Genomic DNA, 20558 nt, shown 5'->3' with positions numbered 1-20558 from the left:
CTTGGGCGAAACCACGAAACAGCAGCTTACCGAGCCCGCGCAACCGAGATTCCAGCGCAACCCACACGGCCGCCACCTATATACAAGGCCGCACGCATCAGGCGAGCTGACAGCACCCGCGCAACCACTCGGAACGCAAACCAGTTCGCAATCGACCGCACCCACGCAACCACTCGAAACGGCAAACCAGTTCACAATCGACCGCACCCACGCAACCACCACGGAGCGAGTCTTACGAGCGACCGTTCGCGGCCCGTCTCGCGTCCGAGTCGTCGAAGTGCATGCGCCGCAGGCGCGAGTCTCGACGGCTCGGACGCGAGACATACGGGGGCCGCGAACACGCAGCGCCGCAGGCGCTGCAAATCCAACACAGTAGGATTGCTTGGTGTCTCCGGCCGATCGCGCGAACAGTCGACGCCGCCAGCCTCGGCGCCGCGGATCGGCGGCCAACGCGGCGAAGCCTCGCATGCGCACGGTTCGGGAAACCTCGGCGGGCGGGCTGGTCGTCGACGGGTTGGACGGGCCGAGCGAGCAGCGCAGTGCGGCACTGATCGGGCGGACCGATCGGCGCGGCAGACTGCTGTGGTCACTGCCCAAGGGACATATCGAAGAGGGGGAGACGCCCGAGCAGACGGCGATCCGCGAGGTCGCCGAGGAGACCGGAATCAATGGGATCGTGGTCGCCGAACTCGGCAGCATCGATTATTGGTTCGTCACCGAGGGTCGCCGGGTACATAAGACCGTGCATCATTATCTGTTGCGTTCCATCGGTGGTGAACTCTCCGACGCCGACGTCGAGGTCACGCAGGTCGCGTGGGTTCCGTTGAGCGAATTGGATTCTCGACTGGCCTACGCTGACGAACGGCGCCTGGCCGAAGTGGCGAACCGGATGATCGACCGGATGGAGACCGGCAAGCGATGACCCAGACTTTTCGGCATCGCGCAGCGATTCCGTTGGGGGTGGTGGCCGGGCGACGGGTGGGCCTGTTCCGGATCATCGTGGCGGTCCTGACCATTCTCGGCTCGGCGGCGGCGCTACCGATGTTGATCGCCCAGCCCGCCACCGCACAGCCGACGACGCCGAATAGTTCGTCGTCGCCGAAATTCCTGAAGCTGACCCTGGATTCGGTGAATCCGGCCGCGGTGACCACGACCAGCGATCCGACGCTGACGGTCGCGGGCACCGTCACCAATATCGGCGACCGGGTGGTCGAGGACGTCAGCGTTCGCATCCAGCGCGCCGCCGCGGTGACGACACCGAGCGCACTGCGCTCGACGCTGCGCCTCGATCAGGTCAACTACGACATGACCGGTCCGTTCGAGGATGTCGCCGAACGATTGAGCCCCGGCCAGCGCAAACAGTTCCAACTGACCATCGCGTTTCGCTCCAGCAGCGCGGCCTCGCTGGATATCAGCAAGCCGGGTGTCTATCCGCTGCTGCTGAACGTCAACGGTGAACCGGCCTACGGCACCCAGGCCCGCCTCGACGACGCCCGCTTCCTGCTGCCGGTGTTGGGCGTCCCGCCAGCGGCCGATGCCGACGGTGCGGCGGCCCAGCCGGTGCCCGCCGTCCCCGATACCCCGGTGGCGACGACGTTGCTGTGGCCGTTGGCCGATCGTCCTCGGCTGGTGGCCGGCGTTCCGGGCTCGGTGAACGGGAAAGCCGAGCTGACCGACGATGAATTGGCCGCCTCACTGGGCAAGGGCGGACGCCTGGACCAACTGCTCGGGGCGTTGGAGTCGGTGCTCGGAACCAGCCCGGCCGGTCGCGATCGGACGCTGACCTCATCGGTCTGCGTCGCCGTCGATCCCGATCTGCTGATCACCGTGCAGGCGATGACCAAGGGTTATCGAGTGCTGGCCAGCCCATCCGATCCGGACGGCGCGACCAGAGCGGGCGCCGGCGCCGACCAGGCCCAGACCTGGCTGGATCGGCTGCGTGCGGTCGCCGCCTCGGTCTGCACGGTCGCGCTGCCGTTCGCGCAGGTCGATATCACCGCAGTGGCCGCGGTCAACGATCCCGATCTGTCCGCCCGGGCGCTGGACGCACCCGCCGATATCGTCGATTCGATCCTGGCCACCAAATCGGTACGCGGGGTGAGTGTCCCCGATTCCGGCAGTCTCGATGAAGGCGCGGGAATGTTGTTGCGCAGCCACGGTTTCGGGACCGCCGTGCTGGCCGACACCGCGGCCGTCCCGCTCGGCACGGCCGGTTCCGCGACGGCATCGCAACTGCCGACGGCTACCGGCAACAGCACCGGCAACCAGAGCACCGCCAACCAGACCAGCGCGAGTCCGCCGCTGCCGGAAACGATCACCCCGGATGTGGTCCGGCTCGCCGAGATCGCCCCGGTTCCGGTGACGGCGGAGTCGACATCGGAACCGGAACCGCAGACCAGCGCGACACCGACCACCTCCGCACCGAGTACCTCCGCCTCGAGCACGACCACCACCTCCGGCGCACCGACCCCGGGCACGCCGACCCTGCCCGCGAGTCCACCCGCAGACCCGGCATTGCATGCGGCGACCTTCGACATCTGGTCCGCGACCGCCCTCGCCGCGGTCGGCTCCAATCCGCCGACCCCGTCGTTCACCCCGTCCCGGGTCCGCTACGACGTCACCAACGACTCCCGGATGGCCCGGCTGCAGGACGCACTCGGTGCCATCACCTGGACCGCGCTGAACCCGGAGCCGAACCGACCGCGCTCGCTGCTGCTGGTGCCGCCGCAGCAATGGAGTGCGAACCGGGACGAGGCCGGCGCGATCCTCAAACAGGTCGATCTGCTGCTGCGCAACAACCTCGCGGCCCCGCGCCCGCTCGCCGACCTGATCGCCGAGTCGCCCGACGCGCAGCCGTATGAACCCGAATACCTGCCGCAGGCCGCCCATGACGCGGTCCCGGACCGCTTCGTACTCCCGGTCCGCGATCAGGGCCGCCGGATCACCGAACTCATGCGCGCGCTCGTCGAGGTGCCCGAATCCGAGCCGACGCCACGGCAATTCCTGACTCCGCTGCGCGACGACCTGCTGCGGGTGCTGACGCTCTCGGACCGGCGCTCCGGCGATTCCGCACAACCCGAAACCTATGCCCAACGCCGCCTCGACCAGGTGACACACACGATGGACCGCCTCTACGGCTCGGTCACCGTGCTGCCGCCCGGCGGGGTGTACACACTGGCCTCCGAGCAGAGCCCCCTGCTATTGGTCGCCCGCAACGATCTGCCGGTCGCCATCCGGATCAGGTTCCGGATCGAGGCCCCCGTCGAGACGAAGATCACCGATCCCGGCGATGAGACCCTGCCGCCCACCGGAAGTCGGTCATTCCAGATTCCGACCGAGGTCAGCGACAGCCGCAACCTGGTCATTCCGATATCCCTTACCACGCCCGACGGCATCCCCCTCGGCAATCCCACCTCGGTCTCGGTGCGCTCGAACGCATACGGTCAGACCTTGGCAATAATTACGGCGTGTGCCGGAATACTGCTGTTCCTGTTGGCCGGGCGCCGGTTGTGGCGTCGGTTCCGCGGACAGCCGGATCCGGCCGACGAGGGGTTCGACCCGGGCACCCGACGCCGGGTGAACAGGTATCGGCGCGCACGCAAGCGCGTACTACAGCAGCAGGAGCAGCAGGAGGCGGGATGAGGACGGCGACACCGCACTCGTTTCCGGCTGTCGCCACCCCTGATCCATGCCGACCCCGCACCACACATGGCATCGTGGAGGACAATCGCGTAACAGCCTCGATGTTATCGGCGGGTGGCGGGGGGAACAGCATGGCGCAGGAGGCACGATGAGCGACGATGATCTATCCGCTCATCGGCAACGACCTGATCGGCCCGACGGACCCCCGGCCCGCCGGGCACCCGCGGCACCCTGGGAACGACAACTGGCGCAGCCACCGGCAGAACCGGAGGACGCGGAAATGACTCCCGACGATCGTTTCGCCGAATCGCCGCGCGTGCCGCAGGTGAGCCGTCCCGGGCAGCCCCCGATGCCACCGCGCCGACCCGCACCTCGCGTCTCGCAGCCCCCTACCGGTCCGATGTCGCCGCCATCGGGAGCGACGCCACGGCAAGCGCCACCCCAGCGACCCGGCCCGCACCCCGGGCGCGCGCCGCAGCCACCTGCCGGCCCCATGGCACCACCGTCGGGAGCGATGCCACGGCAAACGCCCCCGCGGCCCGGTCCCCAGCAATACCCGGAGCCCCGACCCCAGCCGAATCAGCAGGCGCATCCGGGCCAGCGTCAGTATCCGGCGGCGCCGCCAGCGCCCGGCCCGGCCCGGCCACGTCCGATGCCGCCCGGCCAGCCGGTCCCCGGACCGTCTGGGCAGCCACCTCGGGTGCCACCCCAGCGTTTCGCGCCACCGCCGAACTACCAGCCGCCGCAGCCGAGCTACCAGACCCCGCCGCCACAGCCCGCCGCGACGCGGCAGCCCCCGGTCGAGCGGCAGCCCCCGGTCGAGCGGCAGCACCCAGTAGAACGCCAGCAACCGGTAGAACGCCAACGCCCTCCCCGGGAAGCGGGCCGCCCGCGGACCCAGGAGTGGCCCGCCTCGGGCGCGGTCGCCACCGAGACCAAACAGAGCGCGAGTTCGCGACTGCTGCGGGACTCCGGTTCGATCGCGATCGCGACCCTGATCAGTCGGATCACCGGCTTCGGCAAACAGCTGCTGTTGCTGACCGCTCTCGGCCCGGCCATCGCCAGTGCGTACACCTCGGCGAACCTGATCCCGAATATGATCACCGAGCTGGTCCTCGGTGCGGTGCTGACCGCGATGGTGGTGCCGACGCTGGTCCGCGCCGAACAAGAGGACGACGATGGCGGCGTCGCCTTCGTCCGCAGGCTGGTGACCGCCGCCTTCGCGGTGCTCGCCGCGGCCACATTGTTCGCCGCCGCCGCGACGCCGCTGCTCGCGACGCGCGTATTCGTCTCCTCGGACGGCAAGGTCAACACCGAGCTGACCACCGCGCTGACCTATCTGCTGGTGCCGGCGATCCTGTTCTACGGCATGTCGGCGCTGTTCACGGCGATTCTGAATACCCGGCAGAATTTCAAACCCGGTGCCTGGGCGCCGGTGCTGAACAACGTCGTCGTGCTGGTCGTGCTGGCGCTCTATGCCTTGACGCCGGGCGAGATCACCCTGGATCCGGTCCGGATGAGCGATCCGAAACTGCTGGTCCTCGGCGGCGGCATCACCCTGGGCGTCGCCACCCAGGCGCTGAGCCTGCTGCCCGCGATCCGGCGCAACCATGTCGATCTGCGTCCGCTGTGGGGTGTCGACGCGCGACTCAAGCAGTTCGGCAAGATGGGCTCCGCGATCATCCTGTACGTGGTGATCAGCCAGATCGGCCTGATCGTGTCCAACCACATCGCCTCGGCCGCCGACGAAGCGGGCCCAGCGATCTACACCAACGCCTGGCTGCTGCTCCAGCTGCCCTACGGCGTACTCGGTGTCACCCTGCTGACCGCGATCATGCCGCGGCTGAGCCGCAACGCGGCGGCCGACGATACCCCGGCCGTCGTGGACGATCTCTCGGTAGCGACCCGATTGACGATGATCGCCCTGGTCCCCGTGGTCACCTTCTTGACGCTCGCGGGACCACAGGTCGGCGAGGCGCTGTTCGGCTACGCGCGGTTCGCCGGTGACGCCGAACGTCTCGGTGAAGCGGTGAGCTGGTCGGCCTTCGCGCTGATTCCGTACTCATTGGTGCTGATCCATCTGCGCGTCTTCTACGCCAGGGAGCAGGCGTGGACGCCGACCTGGATCATCCTGGGCATCACCACGATCAAGATCCTGATCTCGGTGCTGGCACCGGTCATCGCGAGCAGCAGCGATCAGGTCGTGATCGTTCTCGGTGTCGCGACCGGTCTCAGTTTCTTGGGCGGTGCCTTCATCGGCGGCTACCTGCTGCACCGCAGTCTGGGCGATCTGCGCATGGTCAATGTCGGACGCACGGTGACCCGGGTCCTGCTTGCCTCGATCGCGGGCGGCGCGGTCATGCTCATCGTGGACAAGGTGCTCGGGTTGGACCGGCTCACCGGCGGCCCCGGTTCACTGATCCGGGTGACACTGTCGGCGATCGTGATGTTCGCGGTCGCGTTCGGGCTGATGCGGCTCGCCGGTATTCCGGAGATCGTCGCGATCACCGTGGCCATCTCCCGGCGGCTCGGCTTCACTCCGCCTGCCCCCGATCTGGGTCTCGACGGTCCGGTCGAGGACGAGTACGCAACGCAGGTATTCCGGCGCCCCGAACCGTATGTGGCATACCCTGGTTTCGACCCGTACATGGATGCCCAGACCATGGTGCTACCCGTGATCAGAGCTCATGCCGTTGACAGCACCGGTATGGGTGAGTTCCCGTACCCTGTTCGGCAGAGAAGCACAGGTGGCGAGTTTGCCGAAACTTCGACATATCAGGCCGAAGGAGGAACGAGGGTGAGCGACGACGCGGCGCTGGGCGGCGTCCCAGCCGCCGACTCTTCTGCGAACAAGGTAGGTGGGCTCTCCACGGATGTTCCGCCCGCCGGGAATGCCTCCGATCCCGCGTACGCGAACCAGGACGCCGATGGCGTTCCGCCGGTTCACGATGCCGCACCAGGATCCGGTGAGCAACCGCGGGAGGCTCCGCAGCGTGATCCGATGTACGACACCGGGATGATTCCGATCCCGCCGCAGTTGCCGCCCATTGGCGGCGACCCGGCCGGTCGGCGCACCCCGCGCGGCCCCAAACTGATTCCGGGCGCCTCGGTCGCGGGCGGCCGCTACCGACTGCTCGCCGGTCACGGTGGATCCCGTGGCCTCAAGTTCTGGCAGGCACTCGATATCAAGCTCGACCGCGAGGTCGCGCTCACCTTCGTCGACGCCGATCAGAAGGCCAGCGACAACTCCGGTCACGACGGCCCGCAGGCGATCCTGTCGCGCACACTGCGACTCGGCCGGATCAACTCACCGGGTCTGGCACGCGTGCTCGACGTGGTGCGCGGCAGCTCCGGCGGCATCGTGGTGGCCGAGTGGACACCGGGTCGGTCGCTGCGCGAGATGGCCGAGACGGTGCCGTCGCCGATCGGTGCGGCCCGGGCCATCCGGGCGCTGGCCTCGGCCGCCGAACTGGCGCACCGCGGCGGTGGCTCGCTGTCCATCGACCATCCGGACCGGGTCCGGATCAGCGCGACCGGTGACGCGGTGCTCGCGTTCCCCGGCACCCTCGGCGACTCCGACGCGCAGGCCGATGTGCGCGGTCTCGGCGCGATGCTCTACGCGCTGATCACCGCGCGCTGGCCGATCCGGGCGGGCGGTATGACCGGCACCGCCGCGACTGTCGGCGGGCTGCGGCTGGCCGATTTCGGCTCGGACGGCACCCCCGTCGAGCCGCGGCAGATCCGGCCCGAGGTGCCCTTCGAGATCTCGGCGGTCGCGGTCCGCTCGCTGGAATCGAACAAGGGTGTGCGCACCGCGGCGACCGTGCAGCACGTGCTCGAGCAGGCCTCGGTGGTCGATCAGAAGACCGACTTCATCCCGGTGCTGCGGCTGGGTCAGCGTCCGCCGAGCGGGGCCGACGAATCGCTCGCCGATCCGGAACTGCTTGCGGCGGAACGGGAACGCTCGCAGCGGATGATGTGGATCATGGTCGGGCTCGGCATCCTGGCCGCGCTCGTGGTCGGCATCATCATCTGGTGGATGGTCAGCGTCTTCGCGCCCGGCGCATCGGATGCGCCGCTCAACGAACAGCGCAATATCGGCCTCACCACGAACAGTTCACCCGGCCCCGCGCCGACGCCCGGCGGCGCGACGGCTGCGCCGACGGGCGGGGTGCCGGTGCCGGTGACCAGTGTGAAGGTGTTCTCCCCTGAGGGCACGCCGGACAATGTCAGCGGCACCGGGGCGGTACTGGATAACAATCCGGCCACCGTCTGGCGCAGCGATCAGTACTTCCAGCAGTTCCCGGCGCTCAAGAAGGGCGTCGGGCTGCTGGCCACCCTGCCGAGTCCGGCCAAGTTGACGAACGTCTCGATCGAATCGCCGAGTCCGGGCACCGCGGTCGAGATCCGTACCTCGCCGACGGCCTCGCCGACACTGGACCAGACCCAGCTGATCGGCTCGGCGCGACTAGAGAACGGCATCACCGAAATCCCGGTCCGTGCTGATCAGGCGGCCCGGTACGTGCTCGTATGGATCACCGGACTCGGCAATTCCGGTGGCCAGTTCCAGACCTCGATCGCCGAACTCCGCTTCGACGCCGCGCCGTAAAAAGCGCCGCAAAGCTCCACCGCCCGCCGCACGTGTCGACTCCCGTGTCGCCGCTGAACTACGCTTCGCCTCGCCCGCCGGTGTCGATTCCCCGGGCACATCGCTCCCGTCCGGAGCGCACCTCGTCTGGTTGCTGCTGAATCGTTACTAACGATATGATCTAGCCGCGCTCTCAGCAGGGGAGCTTCCCAGGTTCTGGTTGTTCGATCCTGGACGCTGCGAAAACTTCGGTGACGGTCGGTTGCGCCCGTTACCGCGTGAGCGTTGTCCAAGGGGTTGGTTTTGCCGTCCGAACTGAACGATTCCCACGGGGGGAAGGCGCGGCCTGTGGTGTTTCGCGAGCGTTCGTTCGTACCCGATGAACTCACCGATGCCGAACTGCTGCGAGCCCATGTCGCCGGCCAACGGCACGCTTTCGCCGAACTTCTGCGCCGCCATAACGATCACCTCTGGCAGACCGCCCTGCGCACCTCCTACACCCGCGAGGACGCGGCCGACTCACTGCAGGACGCCCTGCTCTCCGCGCACCGCACCGCCGCCTCGTTCCGCGCCGAGGCCGAGGTGCGCAGTTGGCTACACGCCATCGTGGTGAACGCCTGCCTGGACCGGATTCGGCGCAACAAGACTCGTCGCGCGGTCTCGCTGTCGCCGGAGACCATGCCCGAACCGAAGGACACCAGGGACGATATCGCTGAGCTGGAGATGTCGCTGATCATCGACCGCGCCCTGTTCACGCTGCCGGAGGAGCAGCGGGCGGCGCTGGTCGCGGTGGAACTCGAGGGGCGTAGTGTCGCCGAGACGGCGGCGCTGCTCGGGGTTCCGGAGGGGACGATCAAGAGCCGGTGCGCACGCGGTCGGCAGCGGCTACAAGAACGTTTGGAATTTCTGCGTGATCCGGGGAACCGGAAGTAGTCGAGATGCGTCATTAATAGTGACGGACAACCAGACGATGTACATGCAGTGCCCGCTACGTGCGAGCTCCCGCGATATCCACTAGCGAACCCCGGAGGTGCGATGGCGACCCGATCCGTTCCGCAGCCTCCGTTCTCGCCGGAGCTGCTAGCCGATCTGCACGCCGACAATGTTGCGCCGGAACTAAGCGAGCAACTATGGCCCGTGGTCCGCCGCGATCCGGATGCCCTGCGGTTCCTGAGCTCGCTCGACGACGTCGGCGCCGAATTGCGCGCCCTCGGCCGGGACGAGCACATCGTCCACCCGATGCCCGCCGATATCGCGGCCCGGCTCGAGCAGTTCGTAGACGGTCTCGACCTGACCGAGGATTCCACCGAGCGGGTCGCAACCATCCATCGGCTGCCCTCCGTCGCCGCCGGGCCCGAATCCGCCATCGCGCAGTGGCCCGGATCCACCGATGGCACATCGGACTCCGAGCCGCACCCGATCGCCAACGCCCAGCTCGAGACGTTCACGGCCCCGATCCCGCTGGCCGGCCGCCGCCCGCGCCGGCTCCGCTGGCCGGCCGCCGCGGCCGCCGTCATCGCGGTCGTCGCCTGTGCCGCGATCGTGGTGGAAACCATGCGCGGACCCGACGACGCCCCATCGGCGCAGCCGACCACCAGCAATGTCCAACTCGGTGACGGACTCGACACCACCGTCGCGCTCAGCGCACTCGGTCGCAATGACGTCACCGGCGTCCTCGGCACTCCGGCGGCCCTGAATCGCTGCGTGCACGCCAACGGACTGGACCGCACCGTCCTCGGCTCGACCAACACCACCTTCCAGGGCAGGGACGCCGTGCTGATCCTGCTCACCGGCCCACGCCCGCACAAGATCACCGCCCTGGTCGTCGGAATGAGTTGCGGCACCGACGATCCCCAGCAGTTGGCGCGCACCGACATCGGCTAGCGAGTGGCATGCTTCACGTCGTGATGTTGTCCCACATCACGTCGGGAACAACACCGTTTACGCTGTTGTTGACCCACACGTCCAACGATCTCCCCTCGGAAGGGCCCCATGAGCAACGCAGTTCGCGACTTGATCATCGTCGGCTCCGGACCCGCTGGCTATACCGCCGCCGTCTACGCCGCCCGCGCCGAACTCCAGCCCCTGCTGTTCGAGGGCACACAGTTCGGTGGCGCACTGATGACCACCACCGAGGTCGAGAACTTCCCCGGCTTCCGCGACGGCATCATGGGCCCCGATCTCATGGAGGAGATGCGCGAGCAGGCCAAGCGGTTCGGCGCCGATATCCGCACCGAGGACGTGGACGCCATCGACCTGAACGGTCCGATCAAAACGGTCACGGTGGGTGAGGAGACCTACCAGGCCTACGCCGTGATCCTCGCCATGGGTTCGGCCGCACGCTATCTGAACGTCCCCGGCGAGCAGAAGCTGCTCGGCCGCGGTGTCAGCGCCTGCGCCACCTGTGACGGCTTCTTCTTCAAGGGCCAGGACATCGTCGTGGTCGGCGGCGGCGACTCCGCGATGGAGGAGGCGACCTTCCTCACCAAGTTCGCCAGCACCGTGACCATCGTGCACCGCCGCGAGGAATTCCGTGCCTCGCGCATCATGCTGGAGCGCGCCAAGGCCAACGAGAAGATCAAGTTCGTGCTCAATGCCGAGGTCGCCGAGGTCAACGGCGATACCAGCGTGACGAGTCTGACACTGCGCGACACCCGCACCGGCGAGACCTCCGAACTGGCCGCGACCGGCCTGTTCGTGGCGATCGGCCATGATCCGCGCAGTGAGCTGGTGCAGGGCCAGGTGGAGCTGGACGACGAGGGCTACGTGCAGGTGGTGCACCCGTCGACCGCCACCGCGGCGCCCGGCGTCTTCGCCGCGGGCGATCTGGTCGACCACACCTACCGCCAGGCCATCACCGCCGCGGGCACCGGCTGTCGCGCCGCGATCGATGCCGAGCGCTGGCTGGCCGAACAGGGTGATATCAGCTCGAACACCCTGGACCACGCCGGCAACTCAGTTGCCGTGCCCGCCAACTGATCTCACCACTTTTTCATCACAAGGAGATACCCATGTCCGAAAACACGGTCACTGTGACCGACGCGTCCTTCGCCGACGACGTGCTGCTCAGTGAGAAGCCGGTACTCGTCGACTTCTGGGCCGACTGGTGCGGTCCGTGCAAGATGGTCGCTCCGGTGCTGGAGGAGATCGCGGGCGCGCACGCGGACAAGCTGACCGTGGCCAAGCTGGACGTGGACGCCAATCCGGGCACGGCCCGCGATTATCAGATCCTTTCGTTGCCAACTATGATGCTGTTTTCCGGCGGCAAGCCGGTGAAGCAGATCGTCGGCGCGAAGGGCAAAGCCGCCCTGTTGCGTGAACTCGACGGCATCATCTGACGTTTCCGTCAAAGAACGCCGTCATTCGACGACGCGCCGTAGGATGCCTGGACGCCGGGAATTGCTGAATTCCGGTCCGGGTCTGAGACAATCGACCGACCTCCGGTCGTGCGAAGGTGTGTAGCCATCGCATGAGTGGGTACCCGGGTTGACGGAAGGAAAGGGCTCTCACGCATGCACCGACTTCGTCACGGCGATACCGGTCCAGCCGTCGCCGAGGTTCGGAGCACCCTGGCAAGTCTCGGGTTTCTGCATACGCACTCCGCCGCAACAGATCATGCTGATCCGCGAGAGTACTGGAAGGACACCGACGCTTCCTTCGATCGCCAGCTCGACTCGGCGGTTCGCGCATTCCAACAGCACCGCGGACTACTGGTCGACGGCGTCGTCGGACCGGCCACCTACCGTGCTCTCAAGGAAGCCTCCTACCGGCTCGGCGCACGCACGCTGATCTATCAGCTCTCCGCGCCGCTCTACGGCGACGATGTGGCAACGTTGCAGCGCAGGCTGCAGGACCTCGGTTTCTACGTACACCGGGTCGACGGCTACTTCGGCCCGCACACCCACGACGGCCTGACCTCGTTCCAGCGGGAGATCGGTCTGGCCGCGGACGGTATCTGCGGTCCGGATACGCTGCGCTCGCTCGAACTGCTCGGCGCGCGCGTCACCGGCGGCAATCCGCACCGGATCGCCGAGGAAGAGGTCGTGCATCGGGCCGGTCCGCAGCTCACCGGCAAACGGATCGTCATCGATCCGGGTCTCGGCGGTCCGGATAAGGGCTTCGCGGTGCCGAGCGAATACGGCGACGTCTACGAGTCGGAGATCCTCTGGGATCTGGCCAGCAGGCTGGAGGGCCGGATGGCCGCCACCGGCATGGAGACCTTCCTGTCGCGGCCGTGGGGCGCCAACCCGACCGACGCCGAACGGGCCGATACCTCCAACGCCTTCGACGCCGATCTGATGATCTCGCTGCGCTGCGCGACCAATCCGAGCCCGTCCGCGAACGGTGTCGCAAGCTTCCACTTCGGCAATTCGCACGGGTCGGTATCGATGATCGGCCAGGTGCTGGCCGGGTTCATCCAGCGCGAGGTGGTCGCGCGAACCTCATTGCAGGACTGCCGAACTCACGCACGAACCTGGGATCTGCTACGGCTGACCAAGATGCCGACCGTGCAGGTCGATATCGGTTATCTGACAAACACATACGACTCCACGGTGCTCACCAACCCGCGGGTGCGCGATGTGATCGCCGAAGCCATCCTGATCTCGGTGAAGCGGCTGTATCTGCTCGGCCAGGACGATCAGCCAACGGGCACATACACCTTCGCTGAACTGCTGGCCGAGGAGTTGGCCGCGGCCGACCGCATGTAGTGAATTACGTTCCGGTCCAATAGATTATGAACAGATCAGCAAAGTACTTCTGATACGAGTGCGCCCCTGCCGACCATCCGTCAGCAGGGGCGCACTGGTCTGTGCGGGGGGAGTCTCAGGGAGCCCCGACGCGGAAGGGGATCGTCAGGGAGGCGGCCGCGAGCAGCTGATCGAGTGCGTGCTCGACGTCTTCCTTCCAACCGTGATCGGAATTGAGTTCCAAACGCAGCCGGGGGAAACGATGATGCGGCGCGACTACTTCGAAGCCGACGTCCTCCAGGAAGTCGGCCTCGATCATGCAGGTCTCCGGCGAGCATTCGATCGCCTTACCGGCCGAGGCGGCGTCCCGGACCGGTGAGCCGATCCGCTCCATCAATCGCATGGAGCCCAGCGAACGATCCGACATCGCCGTCGCCGGGGGATCTTTGCGAATTCCGAAGGCCTCCAGCGCACGCACACCGCGACGCACCAGATCGGCCACCACGGCCGATACGAGCCGGTTGGCTATGTCGGCGTCCTGGTAGGGGAATTCGGCCCGCAGCGTGGTCAGCAGGACCGCGTCCGGGCTGACCGGTGAGGTGGGGAAGAGCCCGGCGCGTGGCACGGCACTCGGCGGCGAATACAGAGCACACCCGGCGATATTGCCGTCCACGTTCGCGACCTGACCGCACGAACCCCACTCCAGCATGACCGTGGAGAGCCAGGCCTCCTTCTCGAAGACCGGATCGCTGAACTCCCGGGACGTCGCGGCAAGGGCCGGATCTATCTCCCAGAACACGCAACGCCGCGCGTGCGCGGGTAGCTTGTCGAGTCCGCCGAGGGTTAGTGCTGTGACGCTGGTCGACACCGCTCTGCTCAGCCTCCAGCTATCCGATTCATCCACGCTCACGCCTCCGCCTCGCTGGCGCTCGGCTCCGCCGTGAGCGAAGCACGCTGTGACATGGCTCGCTCGCTGCGCTCGCTCGCGCCTGCATTCACTCGCCAGCAAGAATAAGCGATCAAAGAGAACCCGCCTCATTCCACGTCGCTGTGCTGTTAGTAAGGAACCTGTCCGAGGCCGATTTTCGATGCCGTCACAGTGACGTTTCAGCGCCGGACTCGTGCCTGTCGGAAACACAGGGCTATTTTTGCCACTTCTGTCACATGTTGAGCTGCTGCTGCTCCATCATGCCGACGATGCGCTCGAGGTCCTCGACCGAACCGAATTCGACAACGATCTTGCCCTTCCGCTTACCGAGGCTCACCGTCACCCTGGTGTCGAAGGACTCCGACAATCGCTCGGCCACATCCTGCAGACCAGGCATATGGATCGGCTTGCGCCGGGGAGCGGAGGGCGTTGGCGCATCCGGGTCCCGGTTTGCCAGGGTGACGGATTCCTCGGTGGCCCGCACCGACAGCCCCTCGGCAACGATGCGAGCGGCGAGAACCTCCTGGGCATCGGCGCCTGCCTCGAGGCCGAGCAGCGCGCGAGCGTGGCCGGCGGACAGCACGCCCGCCGCGACCCGGCGCTGCACCGGGATCGGCAATTTCAACAGGCGGATCATATTGGTCACGACCGGTCGAGATCGGCCGATTCGCGCGGCCAATTCCTCATGGGTGACATCGAATTCCTCGAGCAGCTGCTGATAGGCCGCCGCCTCTTCGAGCGGGTTCAGCTGCACCCGGTGGATATTCTCCAGCAGGGCGTCGCGCAGCATCGACTCGTCGGCGGTCTCCCGCACGATCGCCGGGATGCTGGCCAGACCGGCCTCCTGGCAGGCCCGCCAGCGCCGCTCGCCCATGACGATCTGATACTTGTCCACCGTGGGCTCGAGCCGGCGCACCACGATCGGCTGCATCAGCCCGAACTCACGGATGGAGTGCACGAGTTCGGCGAGCGCCTCTTCCTCGAAGACGTGGCGCGGCTGCTTCGGATTCGGCTCGATCTGCTCGTGCGGAATCTCGCGATAGGTCGCGCCGCTGTCCGACAGCTGCTCGTCACTGGGGTCGGGGACCCGATGCAGGAACGCCGACGCGGGCTGCGGGCCGATCGGATCGATTCCGATGACGACATTGGCGGCGGCGCTGCCCAACCCCGGTGTGGCACCGAGCCCCGGTGTGGCCGTCGGCCCCGTCGGAATCAACGCGGCAAGTCCGCGCCCTAGCCCGCCCTTCTTCGCCTGAGTCATCGGTTACCGACCCTTTCCTCGTTCGCCACCACGCTGCACCCGATCAATCATCTGATCCCGTCGGATCATTGCGCGCTCTCTGCCGCACCCGGCCGGACCACCGACCGCGCAGCCATCTCGCGACCGGCGTCCAGATAACTCATCGCGCCCCGGGAGCCTGGATCATAATCGAGCACCGTCATGCCGTAGCCCGGCGCCTCGGAGACCTTCACGCTGCGGGGGATCACCGACTTCAGCACCACATCGCCGAAGTGCCCACGCACCTCTTCGGCGACCTGGTCGGCCAACTTGGTCCGGCCGTCGTACATAGTGAGAATCACCGTGGAGACGTGTAGTTCGGGATTCAGATGCGCCTGCACCAGACCGATATTGCGGAGCAGCTGACCGACACCCTCCAGCGCGTAGTACTCGCACTGGATCGGAATCAGCACCTCTTTGGCCGCGACGAGTGCGTTGACGGTGAGCAGACCGAGCGACGGCGGGCAGTCGATCATCACGTAATCGATGTCGTACCCGGCGATATTCGCCTCCTGGATGGCGGCCTTCAGCCGCCCCTCCCTGGCCACCATCGAAACCAATTCGATCTCCGCACCCGCCAGATCGATGGTGGCCGGAATGCACAGCAGCCGTTCGCTGTGCGGGCTCTGCTGGATCGCATCGCTCACCGACACCTCGCCGATGAGGAGTTCATAACTCGACGGAACGCCCGAGTGATGCTCGATACCGAGCGCGGTGCTGGCATTGCCCTGAGGGTCCAGATCGATCACGAGAACAGTCATCCCGGTATGCGCCAGTGCGGCCGCGAGATTGACCGCTGTCGTCGTCTTGCCGACGCCGCCCTTCTGATTCGCGATGGTGATGATCCGTTGCTCGTACGGTTTCGGCACTGTCACCTTTCCTGGATGCAATATTTGGCTTGCACGTTGGGCTTCGGCCGCTATCGGGGTCTCACTGGGGGAGATGTGCCCGAACGGTGTGCTTCCGAATGCCTCCGTATCGAAGGTGCTGGAGTCCAGCATCCCCGGCACGCGCGACGTCGTTTCCCGTGAAACATTCGCCGGACCGCTCGACATAGACAGCTCCTAACGCGAGAACCTCAGATCACATGCGCCCGACCGAATTCGGCGCCGTGTCATCACTAGCTGTGTCGGATCGAACTTGATGCTCGATCGGAACCGCGGCGCCCGATCGACCGAGCGGAGCTCTCGCCGCTGCGACACCCACATCCTCCGTGGCACCAACGCTCACGCCCGACGCTCACTAGCTTGCCAGCACTGAGCGCGATTAGAAAGCTGAATCGCGGCAACGCGCAGACGACACGCAAATCTGTGCCGAATCTCGCTGCCGCAAACAAGATTGGCGCGCCCGAATCGCTGTTTCACATGAAACATGAAGTGCCGGATCAACACCGGGCCCATGTTTCACATGAAACATGGGCCGCATCACCGTGCCGCGTCCATCGACCCGCGAGCGTCGGGGGCGCCGACACGTGCGGCACTCGGGGGCCTCTCGGGCTAGATCAGGCTGGCGCAATCCGGGTCATCGATTTCCCCATCCGATGGCACCAGGTTCGAAACGTCACGTGGAGTTTGACGTTCGAGTCATCCGAATCCGGGACGCCTAGGTGCGTCGTTTCACATGAAACATTGCCGCGAATCGGATCTACTTCGACTTCCGTGCCGACTTACCCGCGCGTCGCGAGGGACGCTCGGCGCGTGGCAGCCGCTCGGCGCTGATCACCAGAGTGGGCGTCGAGACGAGTCCGGCACCGCATTCGAGAACCTTCGCATTCCCCGCGCCCGCCTTCGCCAAGGCATCCGCATCACGCTCGAGTTCCTCGGCTGCGCTCACGCCCTTCAGCGCGAGCATCCGCCCGTGGTCGCGAAGGAGGGGGAGGGACCACTGCGCTAGCTTCGCCAGCGGGGCGACCGCACGGGACGTCACCACATCCGCGCCGCCCGCTTCCTTCATCACGCCCGATTGCTCGGCCCGCCCGCGCACCACGGTGATATCGAGACCGGCCGCCTCGATGAACTCGCTCAGAAATATGGTGCGGCGCAGCAGCGGCTCGACCAGGGTGATCCGGAGATCCGGGCGAGCGATCGCCAACGGGATTCCGGGTAGCCCGGCGCCGCTGCCGATATCGACCACGGTCGTGCCCTCGGCCATCAACTCACCGACCACCGCGCAGTTGAGGATGTGCCGATCCCACAACCGCGGCACCTCGCGGGGACCGATCAGCCCGCGCTCGACTCCGGCGGTGGCGAGTGCCGTGCAATACCGACGGGCGAGATCCAGCCGGTCCCCGAACACCACCGCGGCCGACGCTGGGGGCTCCAGCTCATTCGGCAACGCGACGTTATTCGAACCCACCGGCGAGCGGTCGCCAGCGGCGACTCCACCGAGATCTCGTTCCACGTGAAACATCCTTCCGAACTCGAGTCGATCAGTGCGGCGGTGCGGGGGAGGGGGGATATCCAGGACATGAAGAAGGCCTCCGGTCCGAAGACCAGAGGCCCTATCCAATCACTACTGGTTCCGTCGCCAAACATGGCGTCCTGGAACCCTCGTAGCGACTGGTTGCAGGTCGCTCGAAACGATCAGCGTAGCGACTGCTTGCAGGTCGCTCGAAACGATCAGCTCGAGATTCGCCTGCGGAGTGCGCAATTCAGGAGGGCACCACGACAACGTGGCGGTTCGGCTCCACACCCTCGCTCTCGCTGCTGACGCCGTCGACCGCGGCGACCGCGTCGTGCACGATCTTGCGCTCGAACGGCGTCATCGGCGCCAGCGGCTCCGGCGCACCCGATTCGAGCACCCGCTGCGCGGCGGCCGCCCCGAGCGCGCTCAGCTCCGAGCGGCGCTTGGCACGCCAGCCAGCCACGTCAAGCATCAGCCGACTGCGCACCCCGGTCGCCTGCTGCACGGCCAGGCGCGTCAGCTCCTGTAGCGCGTCGAGCACCTCGCCGTTACGGCCGACCAGCTTCGAGAGATCCCGGCCACCATCGATGCTCACGATGGCGCGGTCACCCTCGACATCAAGATCGATATCGCCATCGAAGTCGAGCACATCGAGCAACTGCTCGAGGTAGTCGCCCGCAATTTCGCCCTCTTCGATCAGGGCTTCCTCGGCATCGTTCGCGGTGTCGGCGGGTTCGGTCCCCGCATCGGCTTCGTGCCCGGCCGTGTCGTTCACCATCGTCGTCGTCGCCACTGTGGCGTCCCCTCCGTCGGTTTCAACAGTCATTTGATTTCCTTCATCTGCTCATCGCGCGCGACCGGCGACCGGCGCCGGCCGGAGAACGCAATCAGGGTTGCTCAAAGGGTCTCGCAGGCCGGCTGACTCAGCGCCGTCGCTTCTGGTTCGGCCGGCCGCGGTTGCCCGGCCGCTTCTGACCGCCCGAGCGCCGCTGTCCCTGTCCCGCCTTGGTCGGGGACTTCGCGGTGCCGTTCGTAGACGGCGGAGCGTCGACCGCATCGGCCACAGAATCAGCGTCGGAATCGGCGTCGGAATCGGCGTCGACGGGGGTCGCGTCCGAGGGCGACTGCTTCTTCTTGACGTTGACCGGCTTGGCGCCCGGCTTCGGCGCGTTCTGTGCGCGCTGCTCCAGCTTCTGCTGTTTCTTGACTTCCTCTTCCTTCGCCATGCGGCCGAAGACGAGGTGCTGCTGTCCGTAGGTCCAGATGTTATTTGCGACCCAGTAGAGCAGGATGGCGATCGGCAGGAACGGACCACCGACGAGTACACCGAGCGGGAAGACCCACAGCGCGAGCTTGTTCATCATGGCCGACTGCGGGTTGGCCGCGGCTTCCGGGCTCTGCCGTGCAACCGACGCGCGCGCGTTGAAATGCGTTGCCAGACCCGCGATCACCATCAACGGGATGGAGACCAGCGCGATGCTCAGCTTGGTCGGTACGCCGCCGTAGTCGAGGAATGCCTGCAGTTGGCTGGGCGGGCTGGTGATGTAGGCCGAGATGGGTGCACCGAAGATACGGGCTTTCAGGAATGACTGGACATCGTCGGCGCTGAAGACATAGTTGGGCGTATGCGCATTGGCGTAGGCCGACATGCTGAGCTGGCCGATGCCGGTGCCGGTGCGGTTGAACGAGCGCAGTACATGGAACAGACCGAGGAAGACCGGCACCTGCGCCAGGATCGGCAGGCAGCCCATCAGCGGGTTGAAGCCGTGATCCTTCTGCAGCTTCTGCATCTCGGTCGCCATCTTCTGGCGATCGTTCTTGTACTTCTTCTGCAGCTCCTTGATCTGGGGCTGCAACTCCTGCATTTGCTTGGTGGTACGCACCTGTTTGACGAACGGTTTATAGAGCACCAAGCGCAGCGTGAACACCAGGAACACCACGGCCAGGGCCCAGGTGAGTCCGTTGTCCGCGCCGAACGCGAACCCGAAGACCCGATGCCAGAACCAGAGGATCCAGGACACCGGGTAATAAATGAAGTCGAGCACGGCTCTATGCACTCCCGTCGTTCGTGTCGCCGATCACCGCGCGCGGTGATCCTTTACAAGCGTGTGGCGCCGACGCTTCCGGGTCGGCGGCTGCCTCGTTCCGTCCGCGCGGTTTACGCTCCGGAACGGGATCCCACCCACCAGGGTGCCAGGGCGCACATTTCGCCAATCGCACGACCGTCAATCCGAGGCCGATGAACAGGCCGCGGGTGCGCAACGCGGTCACCGCGTACTCGCTGCAGGACGGGGTGAAACGGCACACCGGCATGCGCATGGGGGAGACATAGGTCCGGTAGAGCTCGATCAGAAAGATCACCGTGTTCGCGGGAAGCCGAGCAACGGTAGTGCGGGCACTCATCCCGCACCGGCCACGGTAGCCGATGCGGGGGCGATATCGAGCTTGCGCAGCGCGCCACGCAGTTGCCGGAGCAACTCGTCCGAGTCCGCGGTCGCGGCACCGGGCAGCGCCCGGATCACGATATCGGCATCGGCGGGCAGCTCGGCGATCACCTTGCCGCACATATGACGCAGGCGGCGGGCGACGCGGTGTCGAATCACCGCATTGCCCACCGCCTTGCTGACAATCAATCCGAATCGCGGACCGCCGACGCGGACCAACGATCCGGCTACCGCCGGATCGCTCTGAGGTCCACTCGCGCCCATGACTCCGTCATACCCGTGCACGAGCGCGTGTACGACCAGATCTCGCCTCCCGATTCGCTGGCCGCGGCGCACCGTCCGGGAGAAGTCGGCACGATGATGCAACCGATACGGCTCAGGCAACACCCGAGCGTCCGAGAGCGAGGATCAGGCAGTAAGGGACTTGCGGCCCTTGCCGCGACGCGTGGAAACGATGGCGCGACCAGCGCGGGTGCGCATCCGGAGACGGAAGCCGTGGACCCGCGCCCGACGACGGTTGTTCGGCTGGAACGTCCGCTTGCCCTTGGCCACGGTCAACACTCCTCGAGTAAGTGGGCACCGTTCG

General features: G+C 66.6%; 17 protein-coding genes. 8 read left to right on the top strand and 9 right to left on the bottom strand.

Going from position 1 to position 20558, the window contains the following annotated elements; genetic code table 11:
* Positions 1–385 precede the first annotated feature (385 nt).
* From OG874_RS36085 to OG874_RS36050, 8 genes are all read left to right on the top strand, one after another.
* Positions 386–922 carry an NUDIX hydrolase gene (locus OG874_RS36085; RefSeq protein WP_330251518.1) on the top strand — a complete coding sequence of 179 codons (537 nt, stop codon included), beginning with the start codon at positions 386–388 and terminating at the stop codon, positions 920–922.
* Positions 919–3642: a DUF6049 family protein gene (locus tag OG874_RS36080; RefSeq protein WP_330251517.1), complete on the top strand. Its 2724-nt coding sequence runs from the start codon at positions 919–921 to the stop codon at positions 3640–3642. The genes OG874_RS36085 and OG874_RS36080 overlap by 4 nt, the downstream gene beginning before the upstream one ends.
* Positions 3643–4156: 514 nt before the next feature.
* Complete coding sequence (locus OG874_RS36075; RefSeq protein WP_442943181.1) at positions 4157–8251, top strand: lipid II flippase MurJ; 4095 nt, start codon at positions 4157–4159, stop codon at positions 8249–8251.
* Between the two features lie 330 nt (positions 8252–8581).
* Entirely contained in the window at positions 8582–9163 is a 582-nt protein-coding gene (gene sigM / locus OG874_RS36070; RefSeq protein WP_330257573.1) for an RNA polymerase sigma factor SigM, read from the top strand.
* Positions 9164–9265: 102 nt separating this feature from the next.
* Positions 9266–10114 carry a hypothetical protein gene (locus tag OG874_RS36065; RefSeq protein ID WP_330251515.1) on the top strand — a complete coding sequence of 283 codons (849 nt, stop codon included), beginning with the start codon at positions 9266–9268 and terminating at the stop codon, positions 10112–10114.
* Positions 10115–10222: 108 nt separating this feature from the next.
* A complete protein-coding gene (gene trxB, locus OG874_RS36060) occupies positions 10223–11209 on the top strand; it encodes a thioredoxin-disulfide reductase (protein WP_330251514.1) in 987 nt (328 codons plus the stop codon).
* 32 nt (positions 11210–11241) lie between these two features.
* The gene (trxA, locus tag OG874_RS36055; protein ID WP_330251513.1) at positions 11242–11568 is read left to right on the top strand and encodes a thioredoxin; all 327 of its coding nucleotides are present in this window, start codon (positions 11242–11244) and stop codon (positions 11566–11568) included.
* Positions 11569–11742: 174 nt separating this feature from the next.
* A complete protein-coding gene (locus OG874_RS36050; RefSeq protein WP_330251512.1) occupies positions 11743–12939 on the top strand; it encodes an N-acetylmuramoyl-L-alanine amidase in 1197 nt (398 codons plus the stop codon).
* A gap of 115 nt (positions 12940–13054) precedes the next feature.
* Here the strand turns inward: OG874_RS36050 and OG874_RS36045 are convergent, their stop codons facing one another.
* From OG874_RS36045 to rpmH, 9 genes are all read right to left on the bottom strand, one after another.
* Positions 13055–13786 carry a GNAT family N-acetyltransferase gene (locus tag OG874_RS36045; RefSeq protein ID WP_330257572.1) on the bottom strand — a complete coding sequence of 244 codons (732 nt, stop codon included), beginning with the start codon at positions 13784–13786 and terminating at the stop codon, positions 13055–13057.
* A gap of 292 nt (positions 13787–14078) precedes the next feature.
* Positions 14079–15107, bottom strand: a complete 1029-nt coding sequence (locus OG874_RS36040; RefSeq protein WP_330251511.1) for a ParB/RepB/Spo0J family partition protein — start codon at positions 15105–15107, stop codon at positions 14079–14081.
* Positions 15108–15172: 65 nt separating this feature from the next.
* Positions 15173–16126 carry a ParA family protein gene (locus OG874_RS36035; protein WP_442943463.1) on the bottom strand — a complete coding sequence of 318 codons (954 nt, stop codon included), beginning with the start codon at positions 16124–16126 and terminating at the stop codon, positions 15173–15175.
* 643 nt (positions 16127–16769) lie between these two features.
* Positions 16770–17534, bottom strand: coding sequence for a 16S rRNA (guanine(527)-N(7))-methyltransferase RsmG (gene rsmG / locus OG874_RS36030; RefSeq protein ID WP_330251509.1), 765 nt, complete (start codon positions 17532–17534; stop codon positions 16770–16772).
* A gap of 241 nt (positions 17535–17775) precedes the next feature.
* Complete coding sequence (locus OG874_RS36025; RefSeq protein WP_330257571.1) at positions 17776–18306, bottom strand: Jag family protein; 531 nt, start codon at positions 18304–18306, stop codon at positions 17776–17778.
* Between the two features lie 145 nt (positions 18307–18451).
* Positions 18452–19573 (bottom strand): membrane protein insertase YidC, encoded by a 1122-nt coding sequence (yidC, locus tag OG874_RS36020; RefSeq protein WP_330251508.1) that lies wholly within the window; start codon positions 19571–19573, stop codon positions 18452–18454.
* 4 nt (positions 19574–19577) lie between these two features.
* Positions 19578–19931 carry a membrane protein insertion efficiency factor YidD gene (gene yidD / locus OG874_RS36015; protein ID WP_330251507.1) on the bottom strand — a complete coding sequence of 118 codons (354 nt, stop codon included), beginning with the start codon at positions 19929–19931 and terminating at the stop codon, positions 19578–19580.
* A complete protein-coding gene (gene rnpA, locus OG874_RS36010) occupies positions 19928–20359 on the bottom strand; it encodes a ribonuclease P protein component (protein ID WP_330251506.1) in 432 nt (143 codons plus the stop codon). Before rnpA ends, yidD begins: the two co-directional genes overlap by 4 nt.
* A gap of 21 nt (positions 20360–20380) precedes the next feature.
* Positions 20381–20524, bottom strand: a complete 144-nt coding sequence (gene rpmH / locus OG874_RS36005; RefSeq protein WP_330251505.1) for a 50S ribosomal protein L34 — start codon at positions 20522–20524, stop codon at positions 20381–20383.
* Between the last annotated feature and the right edge of the window lie 34 nt (positions 20525–20558).

The organism is Nocardia sp. NBC_00565, assembly GCF_036345915.1.
Taxonomy (GTDB): domain Bacteria; phylum Actinomycetota; class Actinomycetes; order Mycobacteriales; family Mycobacteriaceae; genus Nocardia.
The sequence above is the reverse complement of the archived record's forward strand: the minus strand, read 5'-3'. Positions and strand labels throughout refer to the sequence as shown.

Excerpts from the sequence above, each read along its gene's own strand:
- OG874_RS36080 (WP_330251517.1), top strand. The coding sequence starts at position 919 with ATGACCCAGACTTTTCGGCATCGCGCAGCGATTCCGTTGGGGGTGGTG.
- OG874_RS36075 (WP_442943181.1), top strand. The coding sequence starts at position 4,157 with ATGCCACGGCAAACGCCCCCGCGGCCCGGTCCCCAGCAATACCCGGAG.
- OG874_RS36065 (WP_330251515.1), top strand. The coding sequence starts at position 9,266 with ATGGCGACCCGATCCGTTCCGCAGCCTCCGTTCTCGCCGGAGCTGCTA.
- trxB (WP_330251514.1), top strand. The coding sequence starts at position 10,223 with ATGAGCAACGCAGTTCGCGACTTGATCATCGTCGGCTCCGGACCCGCT.
- trxA (WP_330251513.1), top strand. The coding sequence starts at position 11,242 with ATGTCCGAAAACACGGTCACTGTGACCGACGCGTCCTTCGCCGACGAC.
- OG874_RS36050 (WP_330251512.1), top strand. The coding sequence starts at position 11,743 with ATGCACCGACTTCGTCACGGCGATACCGGTCCAGCCGTCGCCGAGGTT.
- OG874_RS36040 (WP_330251511.1), bottom strand. The coding sequence starts at position 15,107 with ATGACTCAGGCGAAGAAGGGCGGGCTAGGGCGCGGACTTGCCGCGTTG.
- OG874_RS36035 (WP_442943463.1), bottom strand. The coding sequence starts at position 16,126 with ATGCTGGACTCCAGCACCTTCGATACGGAGGCATTCGGAAGCACACCG.
- rsmG (WP_330251509.1), bottom strand. The coding sequence starts at position 17,534 with ATGTTTCACGTGGAACGAGATCTCGGTGGAGTCGCCGCTGGCGACCGC.
- OG874_RS36025 (WP_330257571.1), bottom strand. The coding sequence starts at position 18,306 with ATGGTGAACGACACGGCCGGGCACGAAGCCGATGCGGGGACCGAACCC.
- yidD (WP_330251507.1), bottom strand. The coding sequence starts at position 19,931 with ATGAGTGCCCGCACTACCGTTGCTCGGCTTCCCGCGAACACGGTGATC.